Source organism: Aeromicrobium sp. HA (assembly GCF_027171405.1).
In the GTDB taxonomy this organism is placed as follows: domain Bacteria; phylum Actinomycetota; class Actinomycetes; order Propionibacteriales; family Nocardioidaceae; genus Aeromicrobium; species Aeromicrobium tamlense.
Genome location: NZ_CP114372.1, coordinates 613641 through 637088 on the forward strand (window position 1 = coordinate 613641; position 23448 = coordinate 637088).

Here is a 23448-nt window from a genome sequence, read left to right on the forward strand (position 1 = left end):
GCGGCCCGGCCCTGCGCGATAGCGTGGGGCCGGGCCGCCCCTTTGGGTCCGCCGACCACCAGAAGGTGACATCGTGAGCATCACATCGGCCGAAACCGGCACCAACGCGAGCAGCGGCTCGGACGTCGTGGTCCGGCTCCGGGGCATCGGCAAGACGTTCCCCGGCGTCATCGCCAACCACGACATCGACATCGACGTCCGCCGCGGCACCATCCACGCGATCGTGGGGGAGAACGGCGCCGGCAAGTCCACGCTGATGAAGATCCTGTACGGCGTGCAGAAGCCCGACTCGGGCACGATCCAGATCGACGGCAGCGACGTCTCGTTCTCTTCGCCGTCCGACGCGATCGGGCACGGCGTCGGCATGGTCTTCCAGCACTTCATGCTCGCCGACAACCTCACCGTCCTGGAGAACGTCGTGCTGGGCGCCGAGAAGCTGCACGGCATCGGCGACCGCGCCCGCGAGCAGATCCGCAGCCTGTCGGAGACCTACGGCCTCGACATCCGCCCCGACGACCTCGTCGCCGACCTCGGCGTCGGCGCCCGCCAGCGCATCGAGATCCTCAAGGTCCTCTACCGCGGCGCGCGCATCATCATCCTCGACGAGCCCACCGCGGTCCTGGTGCCCCAGGAGGTCGACGAGCTGTTCGACAACCTGCGCGAGCTCAAGTCCGAGGGCCTCGCCGTCATCTTCATCTCCCACAAGCTCGACGAGGTGCTGTCGGTCGCCGACAGCGTCACCGTCGTCCGCCGCGGCACCACGGTCGAGACCGTGGCCGCCGACAGCGTCACCTCGCGCCAGCTGGCCGAGCTGATGGTCGGCTCCGAGCTGCCGAGCCCCAGCACCGAGCTGTCCACCGTCACCGACGTCGAGGTGCTCGAGGTCGTCGACCTCGGCCTGCCCGACCCGCGCGGTGGCCGCCCCCTGCTGGACGGCATCTCCTTCAGGATCCACCGCGGCGAGATCCTGGGCATCGCCGGCGTCGAGGGCAACGGCCAGGCCGAGCTCGTCGAGGCCATCATGGGCATGCGGCCCGAGGCCACCGGCCGGGTCGAGCTCGACGACGCCGACATCGCCGACTGGTCCACGCGCCGTCGCCGGGAGGCCGGCATCGGCTACATCCCCGAGGACCGCCACCGCCAGGGCCTGCTGCTGGACGCCCCGCTGTGGGAGAACCGCGTCCTGGGCCACCAGACCCGCGAGCCCAACGTCGCCGGGCCCTTCATCGACCGCAACGGGGCCCGCAAGGACACGGACCGCATCGTCGCGGAGTACGACGTCCGCACCCCGAGCATCGACACGCTCGCCCGCGCCCTCTCCGGCGGCAACCAGCAGAAGCTGATCGTCGGCCGCGAGATGAGCAGCGACCCGAGCCTGCTGATCGCCGCGCACCCCACGCGCGGCGTCGACGTCGGCGCCCAGGCCGCCATCTGGGACCACATCAAGCGCGCCCGCCGCAACGGCCTGGCGGTGCTGCTGATCTCGGCCGATCTCGACGAGCTCATCGGCCTGTCCGACACGATCGCCGTGCTGCTGCGCGGCCAGCTGGTCGGCACCTTCGACCCGGGCGAGGTCACGCCCCAGCAACTCGGCTCGGCCATGACCGGCGCCACCGACGAGGAGGAGTCCGCATGAGGACAGAGTCGCGGCTGACCCGGATCGGGCTGGCGCTGGCCGCTCCGGCGCTCGCCCTGGTCGTGGCCTTCGTGGTCACCAGCCTCGTGCTGATCCTGGCCGGCGACGACTGGATCGGCGTGTGGAGCCAGATCCTCAGCTGGCCCAGCAACCGCACGATGGTCAACATCCTCAACGCCGCCACGGTGTACTACCTGTCGGCGGTCGCGGTGGCCATCGGCTTCCGGATGAACCTGTTCAACATCGGCGTCGACGGGCAGTACCGGATCGCGTCCTTCGCGGCCGCGTGGGTGGCCGGCGAGGCCTGGCTGCCGGGCTTCCTGAACATCGCCCTCGCCCTCGTGGCCGGCATGCTCGTCGGCGCCATGTGGGCCGGCATCGCGGGCCTGCTGCGCGTCACCCGCGGCGTCTCCGAGGTCATCTCGACGATCATGCTCAACGCGATCGCGACCGCCGTGGTGGCCTACCTGCTGCGCAAGGTGGCCGTCCGCGAGGAGGGCAGCAACATCATCTCGACCAAGCCGGTGCCCGAGGGGAGCCGGATCCCCGGCATCCCGTTCCTCGGCGGCGAGGTCTACGGCTTCATCGTCGTGGCGATCATCGTGGGCATCGCCTACTGGCTGCTCATCAACCGCACGCGCTTCGGCTTCGACCTGCGCGCCGCGGGCCAGTCCGAGAGCGCGGCCGTCGCGTCGGGCATCAACGTCAAGAAGATGATCCTGGTGACGATGCTGCTCTCGGGTGCGGTGGCCGGCCTCGTGGGCATGCCGCTGCTGTTCGGCCAGGACTACGCCTACGGCTCCACGTTCCAGTCCGGACTGGGCTTCGCGGGCATCGCCATCGCGCTGCTGGGCCGCAACCACCCGGTCGGCATCGCGATCGGCGCGCTCCTGTTCGCGTTCCTCGACCAGCAGTCCAACCCGCTGCAGATCCTGCTCGACGTCTCGCCCGACATCGTCAAGGTCACCCAGGGCGTCATCGTGCTCGCCGTCGTCATCGCCTACGAGGTCGTCCGCCGCTACGGCGTCCGGCTCGAGCAGCGTCAGGTGGCGGCCGCCCTGGACTCCCAGCCCCAGGAGAAGGAGGTGGCCCGATGAGCGTGGCGACCGACCCCGTGACCAACGTCCACGGCACTCCGCAGGGCCGCTTCCGCCTGAGCTGGCCATGGATCCTCATCGGCATCGCCGGCGTCCTCGTGATCATGTCGCTGCTGCGCATCATCACCGGCGTCGACGACCTCAGCTCGTCGGGCACGATCCGCGCCACCCTGATCGCCGCCGTCCCGATCGGCCTGGCCGGCCTCGGCGGCCTGTGGTCCGAGCGTGCGGGCGTGGTCAACATCGGCCTCGAGGGCATGATGATCCTCGGCACGTTCGGCGCCGGCTACTTCGGCTACTTCTACGGCCCGTGGCAGGGCGTGGTGGGCGCGATCCTGTTGGGCGCCGCCGGCGGCCTGCTGCACGCCGTCGCCACGGTCTACTTCGGCGTCGACCACATCGTCTCCGGCGTCGCGATCAACATCATCGCCGCGGGTGCCGTCCAGTACCTCGCGGGCATGGCTTTCTCGGGCGTCCCCGGTGGCGGCCAGACGCAGTCGCCGCCGATCGAGCGACTGCCCAGCATCACGATCTCGGGCCTGTCCGAGCCGTTGGGCGAGATCGAGCAGGAGAACTGGTTCTTCGTCTCCGAGGTCGCCGCGGTGCTGCGCGCGTTCGTCACCAACGTGTCGTCGCTGACGCTCATCGCGATCGCGCTGTTCGTGCTGACCTGGTGGGTGCTGTGGCGCACCGGCTTCGGCCTGCGTCTGCGCTCGGTCGGCGAGTCGCCGGCGGCCGCGGAGTCGCTCGGCGTCAACGTCTACCGCTACAAGTTCATCGCCGTGATCGCCTCGGGCGGCCTCGCGGGCCTCGCCGGCGGCTTCCTGGCGCTGGTGGCCGCGAACGCCTTCCGCGACGGACAGACCGGAGGCCGCGGCTACATCGGCCTCGCCGCCATGATCTTCGGCAACTGGCGTCCCGGCGGCCTGTTCGCCGGCGCCACGCTGTTCGGCTACACCGACACGCTGCGCCTGCGCGGCGGCGGCGAGACCGTGCACGCGCTGCTGCTGCTCGTGGCCGTCTTCCTGGTGATGCTGGCCGTCTGGCAGTGGCGTCAGCACGGCCAGCGCTCGGCGCTCATCGCCGCGGTGCTGGGCGTCATCGTCGCGGGCATCTACCTCACCACCGACCAGATCCCCAACGAGCTGGCCACCATGACGCCGTACGTCACCACGCTGCTCGTCCTCGCGGTGTTCAGCCAGAACCTGAGGATGCCCGCGGCGGACGGCAAGGTCTACCGGAAGGGCAGTGTCGGATGAGCGGATTCGGTTTCACCCCGGCCGAGGCGCCCGTCGACTGGGACGCCCTCACGAAGTACGCCGTCGAGGTCATGCAGCGCGCCTACGCGCCCTACTCGAAGTACAAGGTCGGCGCCGCCGGCCTCGTCGAGGACGGGCGGGTCGTGCTGGGCTGCAACGTCGAGAACGCGGCCTACGGCGTGGCCCTGTGCGCCGAGTGCGGCATGGTCTCGGCCCTGCACTCCACCGGTGGCGGCAAGCTCCGTGCGGTCGTGTGCGTCGAGGGACAGGGGCGCCCGGTCATGCCGTGCGGCCGTTGCCGACAATTGCTGTGGGAGAACGGCGGCCCCGAGTGCCAGCTGTTGACCGCCTCGGGCGTCAAGACGATGGCCGAGGTGCTCCCCGACGCCTTCGACGTGACGGACCTGGACGACTCATGAGCACGCTGACCACCTTCGACCCCACCGACGCCGACTTCCTGCGCGATCCCTACCCGGCCCTGGCCGATCTGCGCAGGCAGGGATCCCTGGTCTGGCACGAGCCGTGGTCGACGTGGTTGGCCACCGATCACGCCACCGTCGGCGCGGTGCTGAAGAACCGCGCCTTCGGGCGGCTGTGGCACGACTGGGAGCCGGTGGAGGAGATGGAGCCGTTCAACACGCTCCACCGCAACCAGCTCATGGAGAACGAGCCGCCCGCGCACACCCGCATGCGGCGCCTGCTGGCCGGCGCGTTCGGCCGCGGCCACGTCGAGCGCATGCGTCCGCGCATCGAGTCGCTCGCCGCCGACATGGTCGCCGCGCTGCCCGAGCAGTTCGACGTGCTGGCCGACTACGCCGAGCCGATGCCCGTCTACGTCATCTGCGACCTGCTGGGCGTCCCGCGCGAGGACCACGAGGACCTGCGCCGCTGGAGCCAGGCGATCGTGCACATGTACGAGAAGGACATCGACGAGGCCACGAAGGCCGAGGCCATCGAGGCCAGCACGGCGTTCGCCGACTACGTGCGCGAGGTCATCGCGATGCGTCGTGCGCAGCCCGGCGAGGACCTGGTCAGCGACCTCATCGCCGAGACCGACGCGGGCAAGGGCTTCACCGACGACGAGCTCGTCGCCACGGTGGTGCTGCTGCTCAACGCCGGCCACGAGGCCAGCGTCAACACGTTCGGCAACGGCTTCCACGCCCTGCTGACGCACCGCGATCAGCTCGCCCGCGTCACGAGCGGCGAGGTGCCGATCGATCTCGCGCTGGAGGAGCTCATCCGCTTCGACGCGCCGCTGCAGCTCTTCGAGCGCACCGCCACGAAGGACGTCGAGGTCGCCGGCCAGCTCGTCACCGCCGGGCAGAAGGTGGCGTGCCTGATGGGCTCGGCCAACCGCGACGCCGCGGTGTTCGAGGACGCCGACACGTTCGACGTGGGTCGCGACCCGAACCCTCACGTCGGCTTCGGGTTGGGCATCCACTTCTGCCTCGGCGCGCCGCTGGCGCGCCTCGAGCTGGGCATCACCCTGCGTGCCCTGCTCGACCGTTTCCCCGATCTCGTCCTCGCGGGCGAGTCCCCGCGTCGGCCCACGTGGGTCCTGCGCGGCTACGAGAGCATCCAGGTGTCTGCATGACGACAGAGAAGTTCGCCCCCACCGACGTCATCGTCGCCAAGCGCGACGGCCACGAGCTGACCGACGACCAGATCGACTGGGTCGTCGACGCGTACACGCGCGGCGTCGTGGCCGACGAGCAGATGTCGGCGCTCGCGATGGCGATCCTGCTGAACGGCATGAACCGTCGCGAGATCGCCCGCTGGACCGCGGCGATGATCGCCACGGGCGAGCGGATGGACTTCTCCTCGCTGTCGCGGCCGACGGCCGACAAGCACAGCACCGGCGGCGTGGGCGACAAGATCACGCTGCCCCTCGCGCCCCTCGTGGCCGCGTGCGGCGTCGCCGTGCCGCAGCTGTCGGGCCGCGGTCTCGGCCACACGGGCGGCACGCTCGACAAGCTCGAGTCGATCCCCGGCTGGCGCGCGGCGCTGTCGAACGACGAGATGATGACCCAGCTCGAGGACCTCGGCGCGGTCATCTGCGCCGCGGGCTCGGGCCTGGCGCCGGCGGACAAGAAGCTCTACGCCCTGCGCGACATCACCGGCACGGTGGAGGCGATCCCGCTCATCGCCAGCTCGATCATGAGCAAGAAGATCGCCGAGGGCACGGGCGCGCTCGTGCTGGACGTGAAGGTCGGCTCGGGCGCGTTCATGAAGCACGAGGCGGACGCCCGCGAGCTCGCCGAGACGATGGTCGCGCTCGGCACCGACGCGGGCGTGCGCACCGTGGCCCTGCTGACGGACATGTCGATCCCGCTCGGCCTCACGGCGGGCAATGCCCTCGAGGTGCGCGAGTCGGTGGAGGTGCTGGCCGGAGGCGGCCCGTCCGACGTCGTCGAGCTCACCGTCGCGCTGGCCCGGGAGATGCTCCAGGCGGCCGGCGTCACCGACGTCGACCCGGCCGACGCACTCGCCGACGGCCGCGCGATGGACGCCTGGAAGGCCATGATCCGCGCGCAGGACGGCGATCCCGATGCGGAGCTGCCCGTCGCGCGCGAGACCGAGACCGTCACGGCCGACGCCGACGGCGTGCTCACCTCGCTCGACGCCTACGCCGTGGGCGTGGCCGCGTGGCGACTCGGCGCGGGCCGCTCGCGTCCGGGCGAGGCCGTCCAGGCCGGTGCCGGCGTCGAGCTGCACGCCAAGCCCGGCGACACCGTCCGGGCCGGGCAGCCGCTGCTGACCCTGCACACCGACACGCCCGAGCGGTTCGAGCGGGCACGCGAGGCGCTCGAGGGCGGCTGGTCGATCGGTGCCTCGGCGCCCCGGGCGACGCCGATCGTCATCGACCGCATCGGCGGCTGACGGCAGCGTCCCGTGGGACATCCGGGGCCCATGGTGTGGCGCGGGACACGGTAGGTTCGGACCCATGCGCATCCTGAACGACAGAGCCGAGATCGCCGCGTCCTCCGGGACCGAGCTGGGCGTCAGCTCATGGATCGAGATCCACCAGGACCGCATCGACATGTTCGCCGATGCGACCGGTGACCGGCAGTGGATCCACGTCGATCCCGAGCGCGCGGCCGACGGCCCGTTCGGCGCCACGATCGCCCACGGCTACCTCACGCTCTCGCTGCTGCCGTTCCTCGGCGCCCAGGTCTACGCGTTCGCCGGCGACCGCGCCCGCGTCAACTACGGCCTCAACCGCGTGCGCTTCATGGCGCCCGTGAAGGTCGGCTCGAAGGTCCGCAACCGTGTGGAGGTCCTCGACGTCCGCGACATCGAGAAGGGACAGCAGGTGACGCTGCAGCACACCGTCGAGATCGAGGGCAGCGAGAAGCCGGCGTGCATCGCCGAGACCGTCACCCTGCTGATGGACGCCTGACATGAGGGCCACGCCGGAGCAGATCGCCGCCGCCCCCAAGGTCGCCCTGCACGAGCACCTCGACGGGGGAGTGCGCCCCGAGACGGTCGCCGAGATCGCCCTCGAGATCGGTCACGACCTGCCGGCCGCGCCCGAGGACCTCGGCGCCTGGTTCGAGGAGGCGTCCTCGTCGGGCTCGCTCGTGCGCTACCTCGAGACCTTCCAGCACACCGTGGGCGTCATGCAGCGCCCCGAGGACCTGGCCCGCGTCGCGCGCGAGGCCGTGCTCGACCTCGCCGCCGACGGCGTGGTCTACGCCGAGCTGCGCTGGGCCCCCGAGCAGCACCAGAACGCCGGACTGTCGATCGAGGAGGCCGTCGAGGCCGTCCAGGCCGGCATCGACGAGGGCGTCGCGCTCGTGCGCGAGCAGGGCCGGGCGATGGTCGTCGGCCAGCTGCTCACCGCCATGCGGCACGCGTCGCGCGGGCTCGAGATCGCGAAGGTCGCGGTGGAGTACCGAGACCGGGGCGTGCTCGGCTTCGACATCGCGGGCGCCGAGGACGGCTTCCCGCCGATCCTGCACCTCGAGGCGTTCGAGTACCTGCGCCGCGAGAACGCCCACTTCACGATCCACGCCGGCGAGGCGTTCGGCCTGCCCTCGATCTGGCAGGCGGTGCAGCGCTGCGGCGCCGACCGCCTCGGCCACGGCGTGCGGATCGTCGACGACATCGACTTCTCGGCCTCGCCGACTGCGCACCTCGGCCGTCTCGCGGCGTACATCCGCGACCGGCGCATCCCCTTGGAGATGTGCCCGTCGTCGAATCTGCAGACCGGGGCCGTCGCCGGGATGACGTCGATCGTCGACCACCCGATCGGCCCGCTGGCCGAGCTGGGCTTCCGCGTCACGATCAACAGCGACAACCGGCTCATGAGCGGCACCTCGATCGGCCGCGAGATGAACCTGCTGACCGACGCCTTCGGCTACAGCCTGGGCGACCTGCGCTGGTTCACCGTCAACGCCATGAAGAGCGCCTTCGCCCCGTTCGACGAGCGCCTCACGCTCATCAACGAGGTCATCAAGCCCGGCTACGCGGCCCTCGGCCACTGACCGCCCGCCCGTCTCTCGCTAGCGGCGTGAGGTCAGGAAGCGGTAGGCGCGGCGCGGGTGCATCGTGACGCAGCCCGCGGCGACGGCCTCGGCGATGACGCGCGGCTGGTCCCTCATGAGGCGCCACCCGCGGCGCACCAAGGTCATCGGCGGCTTGCGTGACTCGCGCAGGTCGCGCACGAGCCGCAGCCAGAAGACGACGGGCCGCGGACGGGTGAGGCAGATCGCCGCGTCGAGCACACCGGCCTCGCGGCACGGCGCGACCATGTCGGTGGCGAAGAGGCCCTCGGCGATGAAGCGGTCGCCGTTCAGCACGACCTCGTGCGTGCCGACGGCCTGGCTGACCGAGATGTCGTAGACCGGCACCTGGGTGCGGCCGTGGCGGCAGAGCTCCTCGATGGCCGTCATGGCTGCCTCGAGGTTCCATGAGCGGACGTCGTCCCAGTCGACGATCCCGAGCGTGCTCAGCGGGAGCCCGGGGTGGTCGTGGTCGTGGTAGAAGTCGTCGAGCCGCAGCACGGTCCAGCCGAGCCGCTCGGCCAGGTGGGACTTCCCCGACCCGGACGGGCCGGCCAGGATCACGACGTGCGGCATGGGTGCGAGCGTATCGAGACGCGTCGGCGTCCGTTCGCCCCGGGAGCGGTGAGCTGTCAACCTCTCGACTCGGGTATCGGTCAGCGATCAACCGCATCAGGTGCGAAGAGGTTGACGGCTCACCGCCACGCCGAGGGAAGGGTTGACAGCTCACCGCTCCAGCGGGACGTCAGACGCCGATCGGGTGCCAGACGGTCTTGTGCTCGAGGAACGGCGTGATGCGGGTGAGCGCCTGGGCCGTGGAGGTGCCGGGGCGCACGACGCGCTTGAGGTTCACCGCGGCCTCGGCCTCCAGGTCGCGCGCGACGTCGGCGTCGTCGACGCCGGTCAGGTCGAGCGCGTTGACGTCGAGGTGCGTGGCCAGCCACGGGCCGATCTCCGCGATGTCGCCGGTCAGCACGTTGACCACGCCGCCGGGCACGTCGGAGGTCGAGAGGATCTCCGAGAGCGTGATGGCGGGCAGCGGACGCTCGTAGGACGACACGACGACCGCCGTGTTGCCCGACAGCAGCACCGGGGCGAGCACCTCGACCAGGCCCAGCAGCGACGACTGCTGCGGCGCGGCGATCGCCACGACGCCCGTGGGCTCGGGCGAGGTGAGGTTGAAGAACGGCCCGTTCACCTGGTTGGCGTTGCCGGTGACCTGCGAGAGCTTGTCGGCCCAGCCGGCGTACCAGACCCACGTGTCGACGGCGGCGTCGACGATCGCGTTGGCACGACGCTCGTTGACGCCCTCGGCGGCGCGGACCTCGGCGACCAGCTGGTCGCGGCGGCCCTCCAGGACCTCGGCCACGCGGTAGAGGATCTGGCCCCGGTTGTAGGGCGTGCGCTTCGACCAGCCACCGAAGGCCTTGCGGGCGGCGCCGACCGCGTCGCGGGCGTCCTTGCGCGACGCCTTCGCGGCGTTGGCCAGGAACTTCCCGCGCGAGGACGCGACCTCGTACGTGCGGCCGGACTCCGAGCGGGGGAACGCCCCGCCGATGAACAGCTTGTAGGTCTTGCGGACGTCGACGCGCTCGCTCATCGGGTGGCCTCCAGGTAGCTGGAGAGTCCGTGGCGGCCGCCCTCGCGGCCGTAGCCGGACTCCTTGTACCCGCCGAACGGAGAGGCGGGATCGAACTGGTTGAACGTGTTGGCCCACACCACGCCGGCGCGCAACTGGTCGGCCATCGCGAGGATGCGCGAGCCCTTCTCGGTCCACACGCCGGCCGACAGGCCGTAGGGCGTGTTGTTGGCCTTCTCGATCGCCTCGGCGGGCGTGCGGAAGGTCAGCACCGACAGGACCGGGCCGAAGATCTCCTCGCGCGCGATCCGGTGCGCCTGCGTGACGCCGGTGAAGATCGTCGGGGCGTACCAGTAGCCGCGCTCGGGCAGCTCGCACGGAGCGCTCCAGCGGTCGGCGCCCTCGTCGTCGCCGGTGGCGGCGAGGTCGCGGATGCGGCCCAGCTGCTCGGCCGAGTTGATCGCGCCGACGTCGGTGTTCTTGTCGAGCGGGTCGCCCAGGCGCAGCGTGGCCATGCGGGTCTTGAGGCGGTCGAGGACCTCCTCGGCGACGCTCTCCTGCACGAGCAGGCGCGAGCCGGCGCAGCACACGTGGCCCTGGTTGAAGAAGATGCCGCGGACGATGCCCTCGACGGCCTGGTCCATCGGCGCGTCGTCGAACACGATGTTCGCGGCCTTGCCGCCGAGCTCGAGGGTGAGGCGCTTGTCCGTGCCGGCGACGGCGCGGGCGATCTCGCGGCCCACCGGGGTGGAGCCGGTGAACGCGACCTTGTTCACGTCCGGGTGCGACACGAGGTGGCGACCGGTCTCGCCGGCGCCCGTGACGATGTTGACGACACCCGCGGGCAGCTCGGCCTGGCGGCACACGTCGGCGAACAGCAGGGCCGTCAGCGGCGTGGTCTCGGCCGGCTTGAGGACGACCGTGTTGCCGGCCGCGAGGGCGGGCGCGACCTTCCACGCCAGCATCAGCAGCGGGAAGTTCCACGGGATGACCTGCGCGGCGACGCCGAGCGGCTGCGGGTTCGCGCCGAGGCCCGCGTGATCGAGCTTGTCCGCCCAGCCCGCGTGGTAGAAGAACCACTGCGAGACCAGGGGCACGTCGACGTCGCGCGACTCCTTGATCGGCTTGCCGTTGTCGAGCGTCTCCAGGACGGCGAACTCGCGGCTGCGCTCGGCCAGGATGCGGGCGATCCGGAACAGGTACTTGGCGCGCTCGCGGCCGGGCATGGGGCCCCACACGCGGTCGTAGGCGCGACGGGCGGCGCGGACGGCGCGGTCGACGTCGTCCTCATTGGCCTCGGCGACCTCGGCGAGGACCTCCTCGGTGGCGGGGTTGACGGTCTTGAACGCCGTGCCGCCGCCGTCGGTGAACTCACCGTCGACGAAGAAGCCGTAGCTGGCCTGGAGGTCGACGATGGAGCGCGACTCCGGCGCGGGGGCGTATTCGAACTTGGGCATGTCTGATCAGTCCAGGGTCACGTAGTCGGGGCCGGAGTAGCGGCCGGTGAGCATCTTCTGGCGCTGCATGAGCAGGTCGTTGAGCAGCGAGGAGGCGCCGAACCGGAACCAGTCGGGGTCCAGCCAGTCCTCGCCCGCGACCTCGTTGACGACGACCAGGTACTTGATCGCGTCCTTCGAGGTGCGGATGCCGCCCGCGGGCTTGACGCCCACCTGGCGGCCGGTGGCGATGCGGTAGTCGCGCACGGCCTCGAGCATGAGCAGCGTGGTCGGCAGCGTCGCGGCGGGCTGCACCTTGCCGGTGCTGGTCTTGATGAAGTCCGCGCCGGCGTCCATCGCCAGCCAGGAGGCGCGGCGGATGTTGTCGTAGGTCTGCAGCTCGCCGGTCTCGAGGATCACCTTGAGGTGGGCGCTGCCGGAGGCCTCCTTGACGGCCACGATCTGCTCGTGGACCTTCTCGAGGTCGCCCGACAGGAACGCGCCACGGTCGATGACCATGTCGATCTCGTCGGCGCCCGCGGCCACGGCGGCGGCGGTGTCGGCCAGCTTGACCTCGATGGGCGCGCGGCCCGACGGGAACGCGGTGGCGACGGCCGCGACGTGCAGGCGGTCGCCGACGACCTCGCGCACGAACGGGACCATGTCGGGGTAGACGCAGACGGCCGCGGCAGCGGGGCACGAGGGATCGGTGGGGTCGGGGCGCAGCGCCTTGGTGGCCAGCGCCCGCACCTTGCCGGGGGTGTCCGCACCCTCGAGCGTGGTGAGGTCGACCATCGAGATGGCGAGGTCGATCGCCCACTGCTTGGATGTCGTCTTGATCGAGCGCGTGCCCAGCTGGGCGGCCCGTGCCTCGAGGCCGACCTGGTCGACGCCCGGGAGGCGGTCGAGTCCCGCCTTCAGGCTGGTGCTCATCGGTTGGTCCCTTCGGAGAGCGGGTTCTGTTCGGTTCGCGTGGCGTCGAGGCTGCGGCGGGCCGCTGCGACGACGGCGTCGACGGTGATGCCGCGCTCGGCGAGCACGAGATCGCCGGCTCCGCTGGCACCGAACTCCTCGACACTCACTATCTCACCGTGGGTGCCCACGTAGCGATGCCAACCGGTGCCGGTTCCGGCCTCCACGCTGACACGTGCGGCGATGGCGCGGGGGAGGACCGACTCGCGGTAGGCGAGGTCCTGCTCCTCGAACCACTCGAGGCACGGGGCCGAGACGACGCGGACGCCGATGCCCTCCGCGGTGAGGAGGTCGCGCGCCTGCATCGCCAGGCCCACCTCGGAGCCGGTGGCGACGATGATGAGGTCGGGCGTGGCGTCGGCGTCGGCCAGCACGTAGGCACCGCGGTGGGCGCCCTCGCCGGCCGGCACGTCCGCGCTCACGACCGGCACGCCCTGGCGGCTCAGTACGAGGGCGGTCGGGCGGTCGGCGGTGAGGATCCGCGTCCACGCGTCCACGGTCTCGGTCCAGTCGGCCGGGCGGACGACGTCGAGGCCGGGGATGGCGCGGTGCGACCAGAGATGCTCGACCGGCTGGTGCGTCGGCCCGTCCTCGCCCACGCCGACCGAGTCGTGCGTCCAGACGTAGGTGACGGGCAGGCCCATGAGCGCGGCCAGGCGCACCGACGGGCGCATGTAGTCGGAGAAGACGAAGAACGTGGCGCCGAACGGGTGCGAGTACCCGGCGAGCGCGATGCCGTTGAGGACCGCGCCCATGGCGTGCTCGCGGATGCCGAAGTGGACGAGGCTGCCGTCGGGGCCGCCGGGCCACTCGTCGCCCGCGTAGTCGGTGGGCGTGAAGCTGCGGGCGCCGGAGATCACCACGTTGTTGGTCTCGGCGAGGTCGGCGGAGCCGCCCCACAGCCACGGCAGCTCGGCCGCCACCGTGTTGAGGACCGCGCCGCTGGCGATGCGGGTGGCCACCTTCTGCGGCTCGGCGCGCAGGGCGGAGAGCTTCTCGCGGGCGGCGGGGGTGACGTCGCGCTCGCGCATGCGGTCGTGCAGGGCCGCGCGCTCGGGGTCGGCGCTGCGCCACGCGTCGTACCGCGTCTGCCAGTCCTCCCGGGCGGCGGCGCCGCGCTCACGCACGCGGCGGGCGTGGGCGAGGGCCTCGGCGGGCATCGCGAAGAACTGCTCGGGATCCAGGCCCAGCGCCTCCTTGGTGGCGGCCACCTCGGCGTCGCCGGGCGCGCCGGAGTGGGCGCCGGCGGTGCCGCCGACGGTGGGCATCGGGTGGCCGATGCGGGTGCGCAGGCGGACGAAGACGGGCTGGCCGGTCACGGCGACCGCCGCGTCGAAGCCGGCGCGGATCGCGTCCGGGTCCTCGGCGTCCTCGATCTCCACGATCGCCCAGCCGTAGGCGCGGTAGCGAGCGACGACGTCCTCGGTGAACGCGATGGCGGTGTCGCCCTCGATGGAGATGCGGTTGTCGTCCCAGACGAGGATCAGCCCGTCCAGGCCGAGCGTGCCGGCGAGGGAGGAGGCCTCCTGCGAGACGCCCTCGGACAGGCATCCGTCGCCCGCGACGCACCACGTGCGGTAGCGGAACAGGCCCTCGTCGGGGGTGGTCTCGGGCTCGAGCAGCGCGTGCACGCGGCGGGCCGACATCGCCAGGCCGACCGCGTTGCCGACGCCCTGGCCCAGCGGACCGGTGGTGGTCTCGACGCCGGGCGTGTGACCCCACTCGGGGTGCCCGGGGGTGAGGCTGCCGAGCGCGCGGGCCTTCTTCAGGTCGTCGAGCTCGAGGCCGTAGCCGCTGAGGTAGTGCTGCAGGTACAGCGAGAGGCTGGTGTGCCCGGCCGACAGGACGAACCGGTCACGGCCCTCCCAGTCGGGGTGGGCGGGATCGTGACGCAGGTACTCCTGGAACAGGACGTACAGGGCGGGGGTCAGGCTGACGGCGGTGCCGGCGTGCCCGTTGCCCTTCGCCTGGACCACGTCGAGGGGCAGGACACGTGCGTGCCGCACCGCCTCGAGGTCGAGGGGGTCGCGCCAGCCGGTCGGGGAGGTGTTCTCGGTAGGGGCCACGGGGTCAACCGTAGAGGTCCGGCGGGCTTTTGTCTAACGTTGCGCAAAAGTCCCGAGGGCGCCGGGCTTCAGGCGTCGACGAGCGCGTCCACGCGCTCGGGCGCCAGTGCCGCGTCGGCCGCCATCTGGGCCGCGCCGAGCAGGCCCGCGTCCGCGCCGAGGGGCGACGCGATCACGCTGAGGTCGGTCGTCGCGAGCGGGTGCGAGCGCTCGAAGACGCGCTCGCGAACACCGTCGACCAGCAGGTCACCGGACTCCGCGAGGTCGCCGCCGACCACGACCATCGCCGGGTTGAGCACCCCGACGGCCTCGACGACGACGTCGCCGATCCGCCGTCCCGCGGCGCGCAGGGCCGAGGTGGCATCCCGGTCGCCGTTCGTGGCCAGGGCCACGACGTCGGCCGACGTGCGGACCGGGTGCCCGAGCTCGCGCAGGCGGGCCGCGATGGCCCAGGCCCCCGCCGAGGCCTCGGCGCAGCCGCGCTGTCCGCAGCGGCAGCGGGGCCCGTCGTCGTGGGGGATGTGCCCGAGGTCGCCGGCGCCGCCGCGCGCGCCGTGCAGCACGCTGCCGCGCGAGATGATGCCGGCGCCGATGCCCATGCCCACCTTCACGACGAGCAGGTCGTCCGCGCCGGGCACGGCGTCGGTCCGGAGGGCGCGGTGGACGCCGAGCGCGACCAGGTTGGCGTCCTTGTCGACCACGATCGGCGCGTTGACGAGCGGACCGAGGCGCGCGGCCACGTCGGCGCCGTCCCAGCCGCGCATCGTCGGCGGGCTCACGAGCCGCCCGGTGCGCTGGTCGACGGGCCCGGGCACGCCGATCGCGACGCCCAGCACGGGGGAGGTGGCCTCGGCCTCGAGCTGCTCGAAGGCGCGCGCGACACCGGCCAGGACCACGTCGGGGCCGTCGTCGATCGCGATGTCCTCGTCGAGTGCGGTGAGGACGCGGCCCGTCAGGTCGGCGATGCCGTAGCGCGCGTGGCTGCTGCCGATGTCGGCGACGAGCAGCGCGCCGCGGGTCTCGGCGAGGTCGAAGACGCCGGCGGGGCGGCCGCCCGTGGTGCGGTCGTCCTCCCGCGCGTGGATCAGTCCGGAGCGCACGAGGCCCTCCAGTCGGTGCGTGGCCGTGGCGCGCGAGAGGCCGGACAGCTCGACGACCTGCGCGCGGGTCAGGGGCCCGTGGGCGCGGAACAGTGCCAGGACCCCACCATGACCGGACACCCCGTCGCCTCTCGTCGTTCCTCGTGATCTCTGGCCGACACCGTAGTACGTCAGGCGGAGCCGCCGCGGTCGACCAGCCGTCCGATCTCGGCCGGCTCGAGGATTCCGTCGCTCACCAGGTGCGCCAGCCCCACCAGCCCCTCCCGCGGGTGCAGGCTGCTGGCGACGATGGAGAGCTCGGAGGTGGCCAGCGGCAGGGACCGGCTGTACACGCGCTCGCGGATCGCCGGCAGCAGGTGGTCGCCCCCGGCCGCGACGAGGTGTCCGGCCAACACGACCACGCGGGGGTTGAGCAGGTTGACGGCGGTGGCGACGGCGGTGCCGATCACCTGGCCGGCCCGGCGCGCCAGCTGGACCGCGGTGGGGTCGCCGGACGCGAGTGCCGCGATGAGGTCGTCCTGGGACGTCGCCGTGGAGCCGGTCTCCTGCAGGTCGCGCAGGATCGCCCAGCCGCCGGCGCGGGCCTCGAGGCAGCCGTGGTTGCCGCACTTGCACAGCGGGCCCTCGTCGTCGCCCGGCAGGGTCATCGGGATGTGTCCGAGGTCGCCGGCGGCCCCGTCGGCGCCGCGGTAGAGGCTGCCCTCGCGGATGAGGCCGCTGCCGATGCCGGTGCCGATCTTCACGAGCAGCAGGTCGTCGGCCTCGGGGTGGGAGAAGCGCGCCTCCCCGTACGCCATCGCGTTCGCGTCCTTCTCGAGGAAGACGGGGGAGGAGGCGAAGCGCTCGTGGAACCAGGCCGGGACGTCGAAGCGGTTCCACAGCGGCATGATCGGCGGGTTCACCGACATGCCGGAGCCGCGCTTGACCGGCGCGGGCAGGCTCAGGCCGATGCCGAGGATCTCGTCGGCGTCGGTGCCGGTGTCGCGCAGGAAGGACTCGAAGCACTCGAGGATCGAGGCGAGCAGCACCTCGGGCCCCGCCGTGACGTCGGACGGCCGCTCGATCTCGGACTCGACGTCGCCGCCGAGGTTGCACAGGCCGGCGCGGAACTTCGTGGCGCCGACGTCGGCGGCGAGCAGCTTCCCGCGCTCGCTGTTGAAGGAGAAGACCTCGGCGGGCCGGCCCTTCGTGGCCACCTCACGCGCCGAGCCGGTGACCAGGCGCCCCTCCAGGAGCGCGTCGATCCGCAGGTTGACCCCGCTGCGGGACAGGCCGGTCTCGGCCACGATCTCCGCGCGGGTCATGCCGCCCTTGCGTCGCAGCAGGGACAGCGTCTCGCTGATCCCCTCATCGAAGGTGGCCATGGCCCCCCATTCTGGCGTTCTCGGCAGCGGGCCGAGGCTGATTTCGGATGCTGCTTGCGCGTGTTCTACGGTGTGTCGTACATTACACGACAGAAAGTGTCGTATTAACAACACTCAAGATCAAAAGCCGCGTCGCCCGGCGCGCGATGGTGAGAGGAACCAACATGAGCACCTTCCAGTCCAGGAAGAGGATGCGGCTCTCGCTCGGCGTCGTCGCCGTCAGCGCGGGTCTGCTGCTGGCCGCGTGCGGATCGTCGGACGACGGCGACAACGGCGGCTCCGGCGGCGGCAAGGACGCCGCCGACACGAACATCGGCATCGTCATCAAGGGCCTCGACAACCCGTTCTTCCAGCACATGGAGGACGGCATCAACGCCGAGCAGAAGGAGTCCGGCGCGGACATCGAGATCCAGGCCGCGGCCTCGATCACGGACACCTCCGGCCAGGCCGACAAGCTGACGAACCTCGCGAACCAGGAGTTCGACTGCTACCTGGTGAACCCGATCAGCGGCACGAACCTGATCCAGGGCATCGCGCAGATCGCGGCCAAGGGCACGCCGATCGTCAACATCGACAACCCGGTCGAGGCCAAGGCCGCTGACGCCGCGGGCGCCGAGATCGCGACGTACATCGGCACCGACAACGTCGCCGCCGGCAAGATGGTCGCCGACCAGCTCGCGAAGCTCGACTCCGACGGCGGCGACGTCGCCACCGTGGGCGGCATCGCCGGCGACGTCACCAGCGCGCAGCGCATCGACGGCTTCAAGGAGGGCCTCGCGGACAACTTCGAGGTCGTCCAGGAGGTCGCCGCGAACTGGGACCGCCAGGAGGCCCAGACGCAGGCCGAGACGATCCTGCAGGCCAACCCCGACCTGGCCGCGTTCTTCGTCGCGAACGACGACATGGCGATGGGCGTCGCGCGCGCCGTGGCCGCCGCGGACAAGAAGGGCAAGACCCTCGTGGTCTCGGTCGACGGCATCGACGGCGTCGCCTCGGGCGACATCGACGCCGCCGTGGCCCAGTACCCGTTCGTCGTGGGCAAGATGGGCCTGCAGGCGTGCGAGGCGGCCGCGCTCGGCGAGAAGCTGCCGGAGAAGGTGGACACCCCGATCGCGCTGATCACCCCCGACAACGCCAAGGACGCGCAGGACGCGTTCCCCGAGCCCCCGAACGAGTACGACAACCCGTTCGCGGAGATGCTCGGCCGCTGACGTGACGGTGCGGGCGGCCCCGGTCGCCCGCACCCCACCGCCTCAACCCGGAGACAACACATGACCACCACCACGGCACCCCCGGCGACCCGCGGATCGGCACTCGCCGACCACCTGCGCCAGCCGTCGTTCTGGGTCGAGTGGGCGTCCGTGATCGGACTCGTCGTCCTCGTGGCGATCTTCACGGCCCTCGACCCGCGGTTCCTCAGCTCGGGCAACATCAAGGCGATGCTGCTGGCCTCGGCGATCCTCACGATCCTGGCCGTCGGCCAGTCCTTCGTCATCCTGACCGCCGGCATCGACCTCTCGATCGCCTCCACGATGACGTTCGCCGCCGTCACCTTCGGCATGGCCATGACGAGCGGCAAGGGCCTCGCCCTGTCGTGCCTCATCGCCGTGGCCGCCGGCGCGGCCGTCGGCTTGGTGAACGGCTTCCTCATCGCCAAGGGCGGCATCACCGACTTCATCGTCACGCTCGGCGCGCTCTCGGCGGCCTCCGGACTCGCGCTGATCCTCTCGGACGGGCGCCCGATCACCGTGATCAGCGCGCCGCTGTTCAAGCTGTCGGCCGGCGGCTTCGGGATGATCCCGTACACGTTCCTCATCGCTGTCGCGGTGGCCGTGCTGGCCCACCTCGTGCTGTTCTCGACGCCGTTCGGCACGCACGTCCTGGCGACCGGCGGATCGGTCGACGCGGCGCAGGCGACCGGCGTGCGCACGGCCCGGATCAAGATGGCCGTCTACCTGATCGCCGGCGTCCTGGCTGGACTCGCGGCGATCCTGCTGGTGGCCCGCGTCGGCTCGGCCGAGCCCGCCGCGAACACCACGTTCCTGCTGAACTCGGTGGCCGCGGTCGTCCTCGGCGGCGTCAGCCTGTTCGGCGGCAAGGGCTCCATCAAGGGCCCGGTCTTCGGTGCGCTGCTGCTGACCGCCCTGGCCAACGGCCTCACGCTGCTCGGCGTCTCCCAGTTCTACCAACCGCTCGCCGTCGGCATCGTCGTCGTCGGCGCGGCCTTCCTCACGAGGTTCGAGAAATGACGACCCACAGCACCGAACAGCAGGCGCGCCCGATGGGCGACGTGCTGCTCGAGGTCGACGGACTCTCGCTGTCCTTCGGCTCCGTCCGCGCGCTGGCCGACGTCTCGGTCCAGGTGCGTGCCGGCGAGATCACCGCGCTCGTGGGGGACAACGGCGCCGGGAAGTCGACCCTCGTCCGGGTCGTCGCCGGCGTCCACACCGCCGACGAGGGCACGATCCGGTTCGACGGCCAGACCGTCGCGTTCCACGCGCCTGACCAGGCGCGCGACGCCGGGATCGAGACCGTGCACCAGAACCTCGCGCTCGTCGAGGACCTCACGGTGTGGCAGAACCTCTACCTCAACCGCGAGATCACCGGCGGCGTCGGCCCGTTCAGCTACCTGAAGAAGCGCACGATGCGCGCGGGCGCCCAGGAGATGGTGTCCAAGCTCGCCGTCAACGTGCCCGCCGTGACGTCCACCGTTCGCCGCCTGTCGGGTGGCCAGCGCCAGGCCGTCGCGATCTGCCGCGCCGCCGGCTTCAGCTCCAAGCTCGTGATCATGGACGAGCCCACCGCGGCGCTCGGCGTCCAGGAGACCGCACGCGTCGAGGAGCTCATCCTGCGCCTGCGCGACGAGGGCCACGCGGTCCTGCTCATCAGCCACAACTTCGACCAGGTCATGCGCCTGTCCGACCAGGTCTGGGTCATGCGCGCCGGACGGTGCGTCGCAGGACGCCGGACCGCCGAGACCAGCGGCGAGGAGATCGTCGGCCTCATCACGGGCGCGATCGCCGGATGACCACCACCCACCCCAAGGAGACCCCCACCGTGGACCAGCGCAACCCCATCGGCGTGCACGCCCTCGTCTGGGTCGGCGGCACCCGCCCCGACGAGATCGCCCAGGCCGTGCAGCGCACCAAGGACGCCGGCTTCGACCTGCTCGAGCTGTCGCTGCACGAGATGGAGACCCTCGACCTCGAGGGCACCCGCGCGGCCGCCGAGGAGGCGGGGCTCGCGCTCGCCTGCTCGCGTGGCCTGGCGTTCGACGCCGACGTCTCGAGCGACGACCCCGAGGTCGTCGCGCGCGGCGAGAAGATCCTGCACCAGTCCCTCGACGTCGTGTCGGGCCTGGGCAGCACGATCCTGACCGGCGCCCTCTACAGCGCCCTCGGCAAGTACGGCCGTCCCCTGAGCGACGCGGGCCGCGCCAACGTCGTGTCGGTCCTGCGCAGCCTCGCGCAGGAGGCCGCGGGTCGCGGCGTGAGCCTCGGTCTGGAGATCTGCAACCGCTACGAGACGAACGTCGTCAACACGGCGCGGGACGCGCTGCGCCTCGCCGACGACATCGGCGAGGACAACGTCTTCATCCACCTCGACACGTACCACATGAACATCGAGGAGTCGGACTTCGTGACGCCCGTCCTCGACGTCGCCGACCGCCTCGGCTACGTGCACATCGGCGAGAACCACCGCGGCTACCTCGGCTCGGGCTCGATCGACTTCCCGGCGTTCTTCCACGCGCTGTCGCGGGTGGGCTTCACGGGCCCGATCACGTTCGAGAGCTTCTCCTCGGCCGTCGTCAGCCCGACGCTGTCGAACGACCTCGCGGTGTGGCGCTCGCTGTGGACCGACGGCGACGACCTCGCCCGCCGGGCCCGCGGCTTCATCGACACGCACCTCGCCGCGTCCGCCTCGATCGACGCGTGACGGCACGGGCATGAGCCGTCGGTGCGTCCTGGGCCTCGACCTCGGGACGAGCGGCGTCAAGGCCGTCCTCGTGGCGACCGACGGCTCGGTCCTGGCCCGCGCGGACCGCGGCTACGCCGTCGCGTCGCCGCACCCGCGCTGGGCCGAGACCGACCCGGCGCAGTGGGAGGCGGCGGCGCGTGACGCCGTGGCCTCCGTCCTGGCCGACGTCGACGCCGACGTCGTCGCGATCGGCCTCGACGGGCAGATGCACGGCACCGTCCTCGTCGACGCCTCCGGCGAGTCGGTGCGACCCGCGGTCCTGTGGCCCGACGGCCGCGCGGGCGACGAGCTGGCGCGCTGGCAGGCCCTGGCGCCCGAGCGGCTGCGCGCCCTGGCGAACCCGCTGGCGCCGGGCATGACCGGCCCGGTGCTGGCCTGGCTCACCCGTCACGAACCCGACGTCGTCGCGCGCGCCCACCGGGTGCTGCTGCCGAAGGACTGGCTGCGCACGCGGCTCGTCCCGGGCGCGCTCGTCACCGACCACTCCGACGCCTCGGCGACGCTGCTGTGGGACCTCGAGCGCGACGAGTGGAGCCGGGACGTCCTCGCGGCCACCGGCATCCGGGCGGACCTGCTGCCCGAGGTCGTGCCGTCGGACGAGGTCGTCGGCACGCTCGACGCGACCGAGGCGGCTGCCTGGGGCCTGCCCGCGGGCATCCCCGTGGTCGCGGGGTGCGCCGACGCCGCCGCGACGCTCGTGGGCTCCTCCTCCGCGCCGGGGCGCCTCGTCGTGACCGTCGGCTCGGGCGCCCAGGTCGTGCTGCCGGGGATCACGCCGACGTTCGACGGGCCGATCACGCACCACACCTATCGGGCCGCGACCGGCGGCGCCTACGCGATGGTCGCCGTCATGAACGCGGGCATCGCGCTGACGCGGGTCGTCAACCTGCTCGGTGGCTCGTGGGACGACCTCTACCGCGACTACGACCGGCAGCGGCCGGTCCCGGGATTCGTGCCCTTCCTCTCGGGAGAGCGGCTGCCGACGGCCGCTGCGCCGAACTCCGGGCGCTGGTTCGGCCTGGGCCTCGAGACCGAGCGCGCCGACCTGTTCGCGGCCGCGCTGGAGGGTCTGTGCTTCACGATCCGCCGCGGCGTCGAGTCGATGCCCGAGCTCGCCGACACGGCGATCGACGTGGCGGGCGGCGGCACCCGGTCGCCCGTGTTCGCCCAGCTGCTCGCCGACGTGCTCGGCCGCGAGCTGTGCCGCGTGGACCTCGAGGACGCGACCGCGGTGGGCGCGGCCCTGCTGGCGTTCCGCGGTGCGGGACTCGACCTGCCCGAGCCACCGCCGCGGCGTGGCGTGGGCGTGCGTCCAGGGGACTCCGGACCCCTGGAACAGCGCTACGCCCGCTTCCTCGACGAGGTCGACCGATGACGGCGCCGTTCGAGCCCGTGCGGTGGGCCGTCGCGGGATGGGGCGCCGGTGGACGCGTCTTCCACGCGCCGATGATCGCCGCCGCCGACGGACTCGACCTGGTGGCGGTCGTCTCGACCAACCCCGACCGGGCCCGCGACGCCAGGTCGGCCGGACTCGAGGCGCTGCCGGACCTCGAGAGCCTGCACGACGCCGGCGTCGAGGGCGTCACCCTCACGACCCCGGCCGGCACCCATGCCGACCTCGCCGTCGAGGCGCTCGGGCTCGGCCTGCACGTCGTGGTCGACAAGCCCTTCGCGACCACCGCGGAGGACGCCCGCCGCATCGTGGCCGCGGCCTCGCCCGGCACCGTGCTGACCGTCTACCAGAACCGCCGCTGGGACGGCGACTTCCTGACGATCCAAGAGCTCGTGGAGTCCGGCGAGCTGGGCCGCGTCGACCGCCTCGAGTCGCGGATCGAGCGCTTCCGCCCCGAGCTGCCGCGCTGGACGCGGGACCGCGACTCGGTCCACGGCGGAGGCGTCCTGGTCGACCTCGGCCCCCACCTCATCGACCAGGCCGTGCACCTGCTCGGACCCGTGCAGCAGGTCTTCGCCGACCTCGCGGTCCTGGGCGACGACCGGCGCAGCGAGGACGACGCGGTCGTCATGCTGCGGCACGCGAGCGGCAGCCGCTCCACGATCGTCGCGTCGGTGCACGCGGCCGCTGAGGGACCGCGGTTCCGGGTGTCCGGAACCCGGGGCGGGCTGCGCATCGAGGGCTTCGACCCCCAGGAGTCGGACCTCTTCGCCGGGGCGACCCCGACGAGCCTCGGCGAGCGATGGGGGAGCGACGATCCCGCCCGCGCGGCGCACTGGGAGGGCGACGGCCCTGCACGCCGCCCCCTGGCTCGTGGGCGATGGGACACGTTCTACCCATCCGTGGCCGCCGCGGTCCGCACGGGGACACCACCGCCCGTCCCGCCGGCGGACGCCGTGCACGTCGCGGAGATCTTCGACGCGGCCCGACGCAGCGCCGAGGAGGGTCGCTGGATCGACGTGGCGACGGCGATTTCGAATTGACAGGTCGATGGTTGGCGCTG

At 72.0% G+C, this 23448-nt stretch carries 21 protein-coding genes; 14 read left to right on the forward strand and 7 right to left on the reverse strand.

The window, feature by feature from the left end; all coding sequences use genetic code 11:
* The first annotated feature begins 73 nt into the window (after positions 1-73).
* From O3S82_RS02995 to O3S82_RS03030, 8 genes are all read left to right on the forward strand, one after another.
* The gene (locus O3S82_RS02995; RefSeq protein WP_269305416.1) at positions 74-1636 is read left to right on the forward strand and encodes an ABC transporter ATP-binding protein; all 1563 of its coding nucleotides are present in this window, start codon (positions 74-76) and stop codon (positions 1634-1636) included.
* Entirely contained in the window at positions 1633-2733 is a 1101-nt protein-coding gene (locus O3S82_RS03000; RefSeq protein ID WP_269305418.1) for an ABC transporter permease, read from the forward strand. Before O3S82_RS02995 ends, O3S82_RS03000 begins: the two co-directional genes overlap by 4 nt.
* Positions 2730-3992, forward strand: coding sequence for an ABC transporter permease (locus O3S82_RS03005; protein WP_179426270.1), 1263 nt, complete (start codon positions 2730-2732; stop codon positions 3990-3992). The genes O3S82_RS03000 and O3S82_RS03005 overlap by 4 nt, the downstream gene beginning before the upstream one ends.
* Positions 3989-4411 carry a cytidine deaminase gene (locus O3S82_RS03010; RefSeq protein WP_179426268.1) on the forward strand — a complete coding sequence of 141 codons (423 nt, stop codon included), beginning with the start codon at positions 3989-3991 and terminating at the stop codon, positions 4409-4411. The genes O3S82_RS03005 and O3S82_RS03010 overlap by 4 nt, the downstream gene beginning before the upstream one ends.
* A complete protein-coding gene (locus O3S82_RS03015; protein ID WP_179426266.1) occupies positions 4408-5586 on the forward strand; it encodes a cytochrome P450 in 1179 nt (392 codons plus the stop codon). The genes O3S82_RS03010 and O3S82_RS03015 overlap by 4 nt, the downstream gene beginning before the upstream one ends.
* Complete coding sequence (locus O3S82_RS03020) at positions 5583-6872, forward strand: thymidine phosphorylase (RefSeq protein WP_269305422.1); 1290 nt, start codon at positions 5583-5585, stop codon at positions 6870-6872. The genes O3S82_RS03015 and O3S82_RS03020 overlap by 4 nt, the downstream gene beginning before the upstream one ends.
* 64 nt (positions 6873-6936) lie before the next feature.
* Positions 6937-7392 (forward strand): MaoC family dehydratase, encoded by a 456-nt coding sequence (locus O3S82_RS03025; protein ID WP_179426262.1) that lies wholly within the window; start codon positions 6937-6939, stop codon positions 7390-7392.
* Between the two features lies 1 nt (position 7393).
* The gene (locus tag O3S82_RS03030) at positions 7394-8479 is read left to right on the forward strand and encodes an adenosine deaminase (RefSeq protein WP_269305424.1); all 1086 of its coding nucleotides are present in this window, start codon (positions 7394-7396) and stop codon (positions 8477-8479) included.
* An 18-nt stretch (positions 8480-8497) separates the two neighbouring features.
* Here O3S82_RS03030 and O3S82_RS03035 read toward each other — a convergent pair whose 3' ends face one another.
* From O3S82_RS03035 to O3S82_RS03065, 7 genes are all read right to left on the reverse strand, one after another.
* Positions 8498-9073: a uridine kinase family protein gene (locus O3S82_RS03035; protein WP_269305426.1), complete on the reverse strand. Its 576-nt coding sequence runs from the start codon at positions 9071-9073 to the stop codon at positions 8498-8500.
* Positions 9074-9242: 169 nt separating this feature from the next.
* Positions 9243-10097, reverse strand: a complete 855-nt coding sequence (locus tag O3S82_RS03040; RefSeq protein WP_179426256.1) for an aldehyde dehydrogenase family protein — start codon at positions 10095-10097, stop codon at positions 9243-9245.
* Positions 10094-11533, reverse strand: a complete 1440-nt coding sequence (locus O3S82_RS03045; RefSeq protein WP_269305429.1) for an aldehyde dehydrogenase family protein — start codon at positions 11531-11533, stop codon at positions 10094-10096. Before O3S82_RS03045 ends, O3S82_RS03040 begins: the two co-directional genes overlap by 4 nt.
* 6 nt (positions 11534-11539) lie before the next feature.
* Positions 11540-12445: a deoxyribose-phosphate aldolase gene (gene deoC, locus O3S82_RS03050; RefSeq protein WP_179426252.1), complete on the reverse strand. Its 906-nt coding sequence runs from the start codon at positions 12443-12445 to the stop codon at positions 11540-11542.
* Positions 12442-14550: a transketolase gene (gene tkt, locus O3S82_RS03055; protein ID WP_269305431.1), complete on the reverse strand. Its 2109-nt coding sequence runs from the start codon at positions 14548-14550 to the stop codon at positions 12442-12444. Before tkt ends, deoC begins: the two co-directional genes overlap by 4 nt.
* A 68-nt stretch (positions 14551-14618) precedes the next feature.
* Positions 14619-15770, reverse strand: coding sequence for an ROK family transcriptional regulator (locus tag O3S82_RS03060; RefSeq protein ID WP_269305433.1), 1152 nt, complete (start codon positions 15768-15770; stop codon positions 14619-14621).
* Between the two features lie 50 nt (positions 15771-15820).
* The gene (locus tag O3S82_RS03065; protein WP_179426246.1) at positions 15821-17014 is read right to left on the reverse strand and encodes an ROK family transcriptional regulator; all 1194 of its coding nucleotides are present in this window, start codon (positions 17012-17014) and stop codon (positions 15821-15823) included.
* A gap of 164 nt (positions 17015-17178) precedes the next feature.
* Here O3S82_RS03065 and O3S82_RS03070 point away from each other — a divergent pair, with 164 nt between their 5' ends.
* The 6 genes from O3S82_RS03070 to O3S82_RS03095 are packed head-to-tail and all read left to right on the forward strand — an operon-like array spanning position 17179 to position 23428.
* Positions 17179-18225, forward strand: a complete 1047-nt coding sequence (locus O3S82_RS03070) for a substrate-binding domain-containing protein (RefSeq protein ID WP_218845880.1) — start codon at positions 17179-17181, stop codon at positions 18223-18225.
* 60 nt (positions 18226-18285) lie between these two features.
* On the forward strand, positions 18286-19263 hold the full coding sequence (locus O3S82_RS03075; RefSeq protein WP_269305437.1) for an ABC transporter permease: 978 nt from the start codon (positions 18286-18288) through the stop codon (positions 19261-19263).
* On the forward strand, positions 19260-20042 hold the full coding sequence (locus O3S82_RS03080) for an ATP-binding cassette domain-containing protein (RefSeq protein ID WP_179426242.1): 783 nt from the start codon (positions 19260-19262) through the stop codon (positions 20040-20042). The genes O3S82_RS03075 and O3S82_RS03080 overlap by 4 nt, the downstream gene beginning before the upstream one ends.
* On the forward strand, positions 20039-20950 hold the full coding sequence (locus O3S82_RS03085) for a sugar phosphate isomerase/epimerase family protein (RefSeq protein ID WP_179426240.1): 912 nt from the start codon (positions 20039-20041) through the stop codon (positions 20948-20950). The genes O3S82_RS03080 and O3S82_RS03085 overlap by 4 nt, the downstream gene beginning before the upstream one ends.
* 10 nt (positions 20951-20960) lie before the next feature.
* Positions 20961-22367 carry a xylulokinase gene (locus O3S82_RS03090; protein ID WP_269305441.1) on the forward strand — a complete coding sequence of 469 codons (1407 nt, stop codon included), beginning with the start codon at positions 20961-20963 and terminating at the stop codon, positions 22365-22367.
* A complete protein-coding gene (locus tag O3S82_RS03095) occupies positions 22364-23428 on the forward strand; it encodes a Gfo/Idh/MocA family protein (RefSeq protein WP_269305443.1) in 1065 nt (354 codons plus the stop codon). Before O3S82_RS03090 ends, O3S82_RS03095 begins: the two co-directional genes overlap by 4 nt.
* Positions 23429-23448: the final 20 nt, after the last annotated feature.

Coding starts and splice junctions, on each gene's coding strand:
- O3S82_RS03000 (WP_269305418.1), top strand. CDS start 1,633: ATGAGGACAGAGTCGCGGCTGACCCGGATCGGGCTGGCGCTGGCCGCT.
- O3S82_RS03005 (WP_179426270.1), top strand. CDS start 2,730: ATGAGCGTGGCGACCGACCCCGTGACCAACGTCCACGGCACTCCGCAG.
- O3S82_RS03010 (WP_179426268.1), top strand. CDS start 3,989: ATGAGCGGATTCGGTTTCACCCCGGCCGAGGCGCCCGTCGACTGGGAC.
- O3S82_RS03015 (WP_179426266.1), top strand. CDS start 4,408: ATGAGCACGCTGACCACCTTCGACCCCACCGACGCCGACTTCCTGCGC.
- O3S82_RS03020 (WP_269305422.1), top strand. CDS start 5,583: ATGACGACAGAGAAGTTCGCCCCCACCGACGTCATCGTCGCCAAGCGC.
- O3S82_RS03025 (WP_179426262.1), top strand. CDS start 6,937: ATGCGCATCCTGAACGACAGAGCCGAGATCGCCGCGTCCTCCGGGACC.
- O3S82_RS03030 (WP_269305424.1), top strand. CDS start 7,394: ATGAGGGCCACGCCGGAGCAGATCGCCGCCGCCCCCAAGGTCGCCCTG.
- O3S82_RS03035 (WP_269305426.1), bottom strand. CDS start 9,073: ATGCCGCACGTCGTGATCCTGGCCGGCCCGTCCGGGTCGGGGAAGTCC.
- O3S82_RS03040 (WP_179426256.1), bottom strand. CDS start 10,097: ATGAGCGAGCGCGTCGACGTCCGCAAGACCTACAAGCTGTTCATCGGC.
- O3S82_RS03045 (WP_269305429.1), bottom strand. CDS start 11,533: ATGCCCAAGTTCGAATACGCCCCCGCGCCGGAGTCGCGCTCCATCGTC.
- deoC (WP_179426252.1), bottom strand. CDS start 12,445: ATGAGCACCAGCCTGAAGGCGGGACTCGACCGCCTCCCGGGCGTCGAC.
- O3S82_RS03065 (WP_179426246.1), bottom strand. CDS start 17,014: ATGGCCACCTTCGATGAGGGGATCAGCGAGACGCTGTCCCTGCTGCGA.
- O3S82_RS03070 (WP_218845880.1), top strand. CDS start 17,179: ATGAGCACCTTCCAGTCCAGGAAGAGGATGCGGCTCTCGCTCGGCGTC.
- O3S82_RS03075 (WP_269305437.1), top strand. CDS start 18,286: ATGACCACCACCACGGCACCCCCGGCGACCCGCGGATCGGCACTCGCC.
- O3S82_RS03080 (WP_179426242.1), top strand. CDS start 19,260: ATGACGACCCACAGCACCGAACAGCAGGCGCGCCCGATGGGCGACGTG.
- O3S82_RS03085 (WP_179426240.1), top strand. CDS start 20,039: ATGACCACCACCCACCCCAAGGAGACCCCCACCGTGGACCAGCGCAAC.
- O3S82_RS03090 (WP_269305441.1), top strand. CDS start 20,961: ATGAGCCGTCGGTGCGTCCTGGGCCTCGACCTCGGGACGAGCGGCGTC.
- O3S82_RS03095 (WP_269305443.1), top strand. CDS start 22,364: ATGACGGCGCCGTTCGAGCCCGTGCGGTGGGCCGTCGCGGGATGGGGC.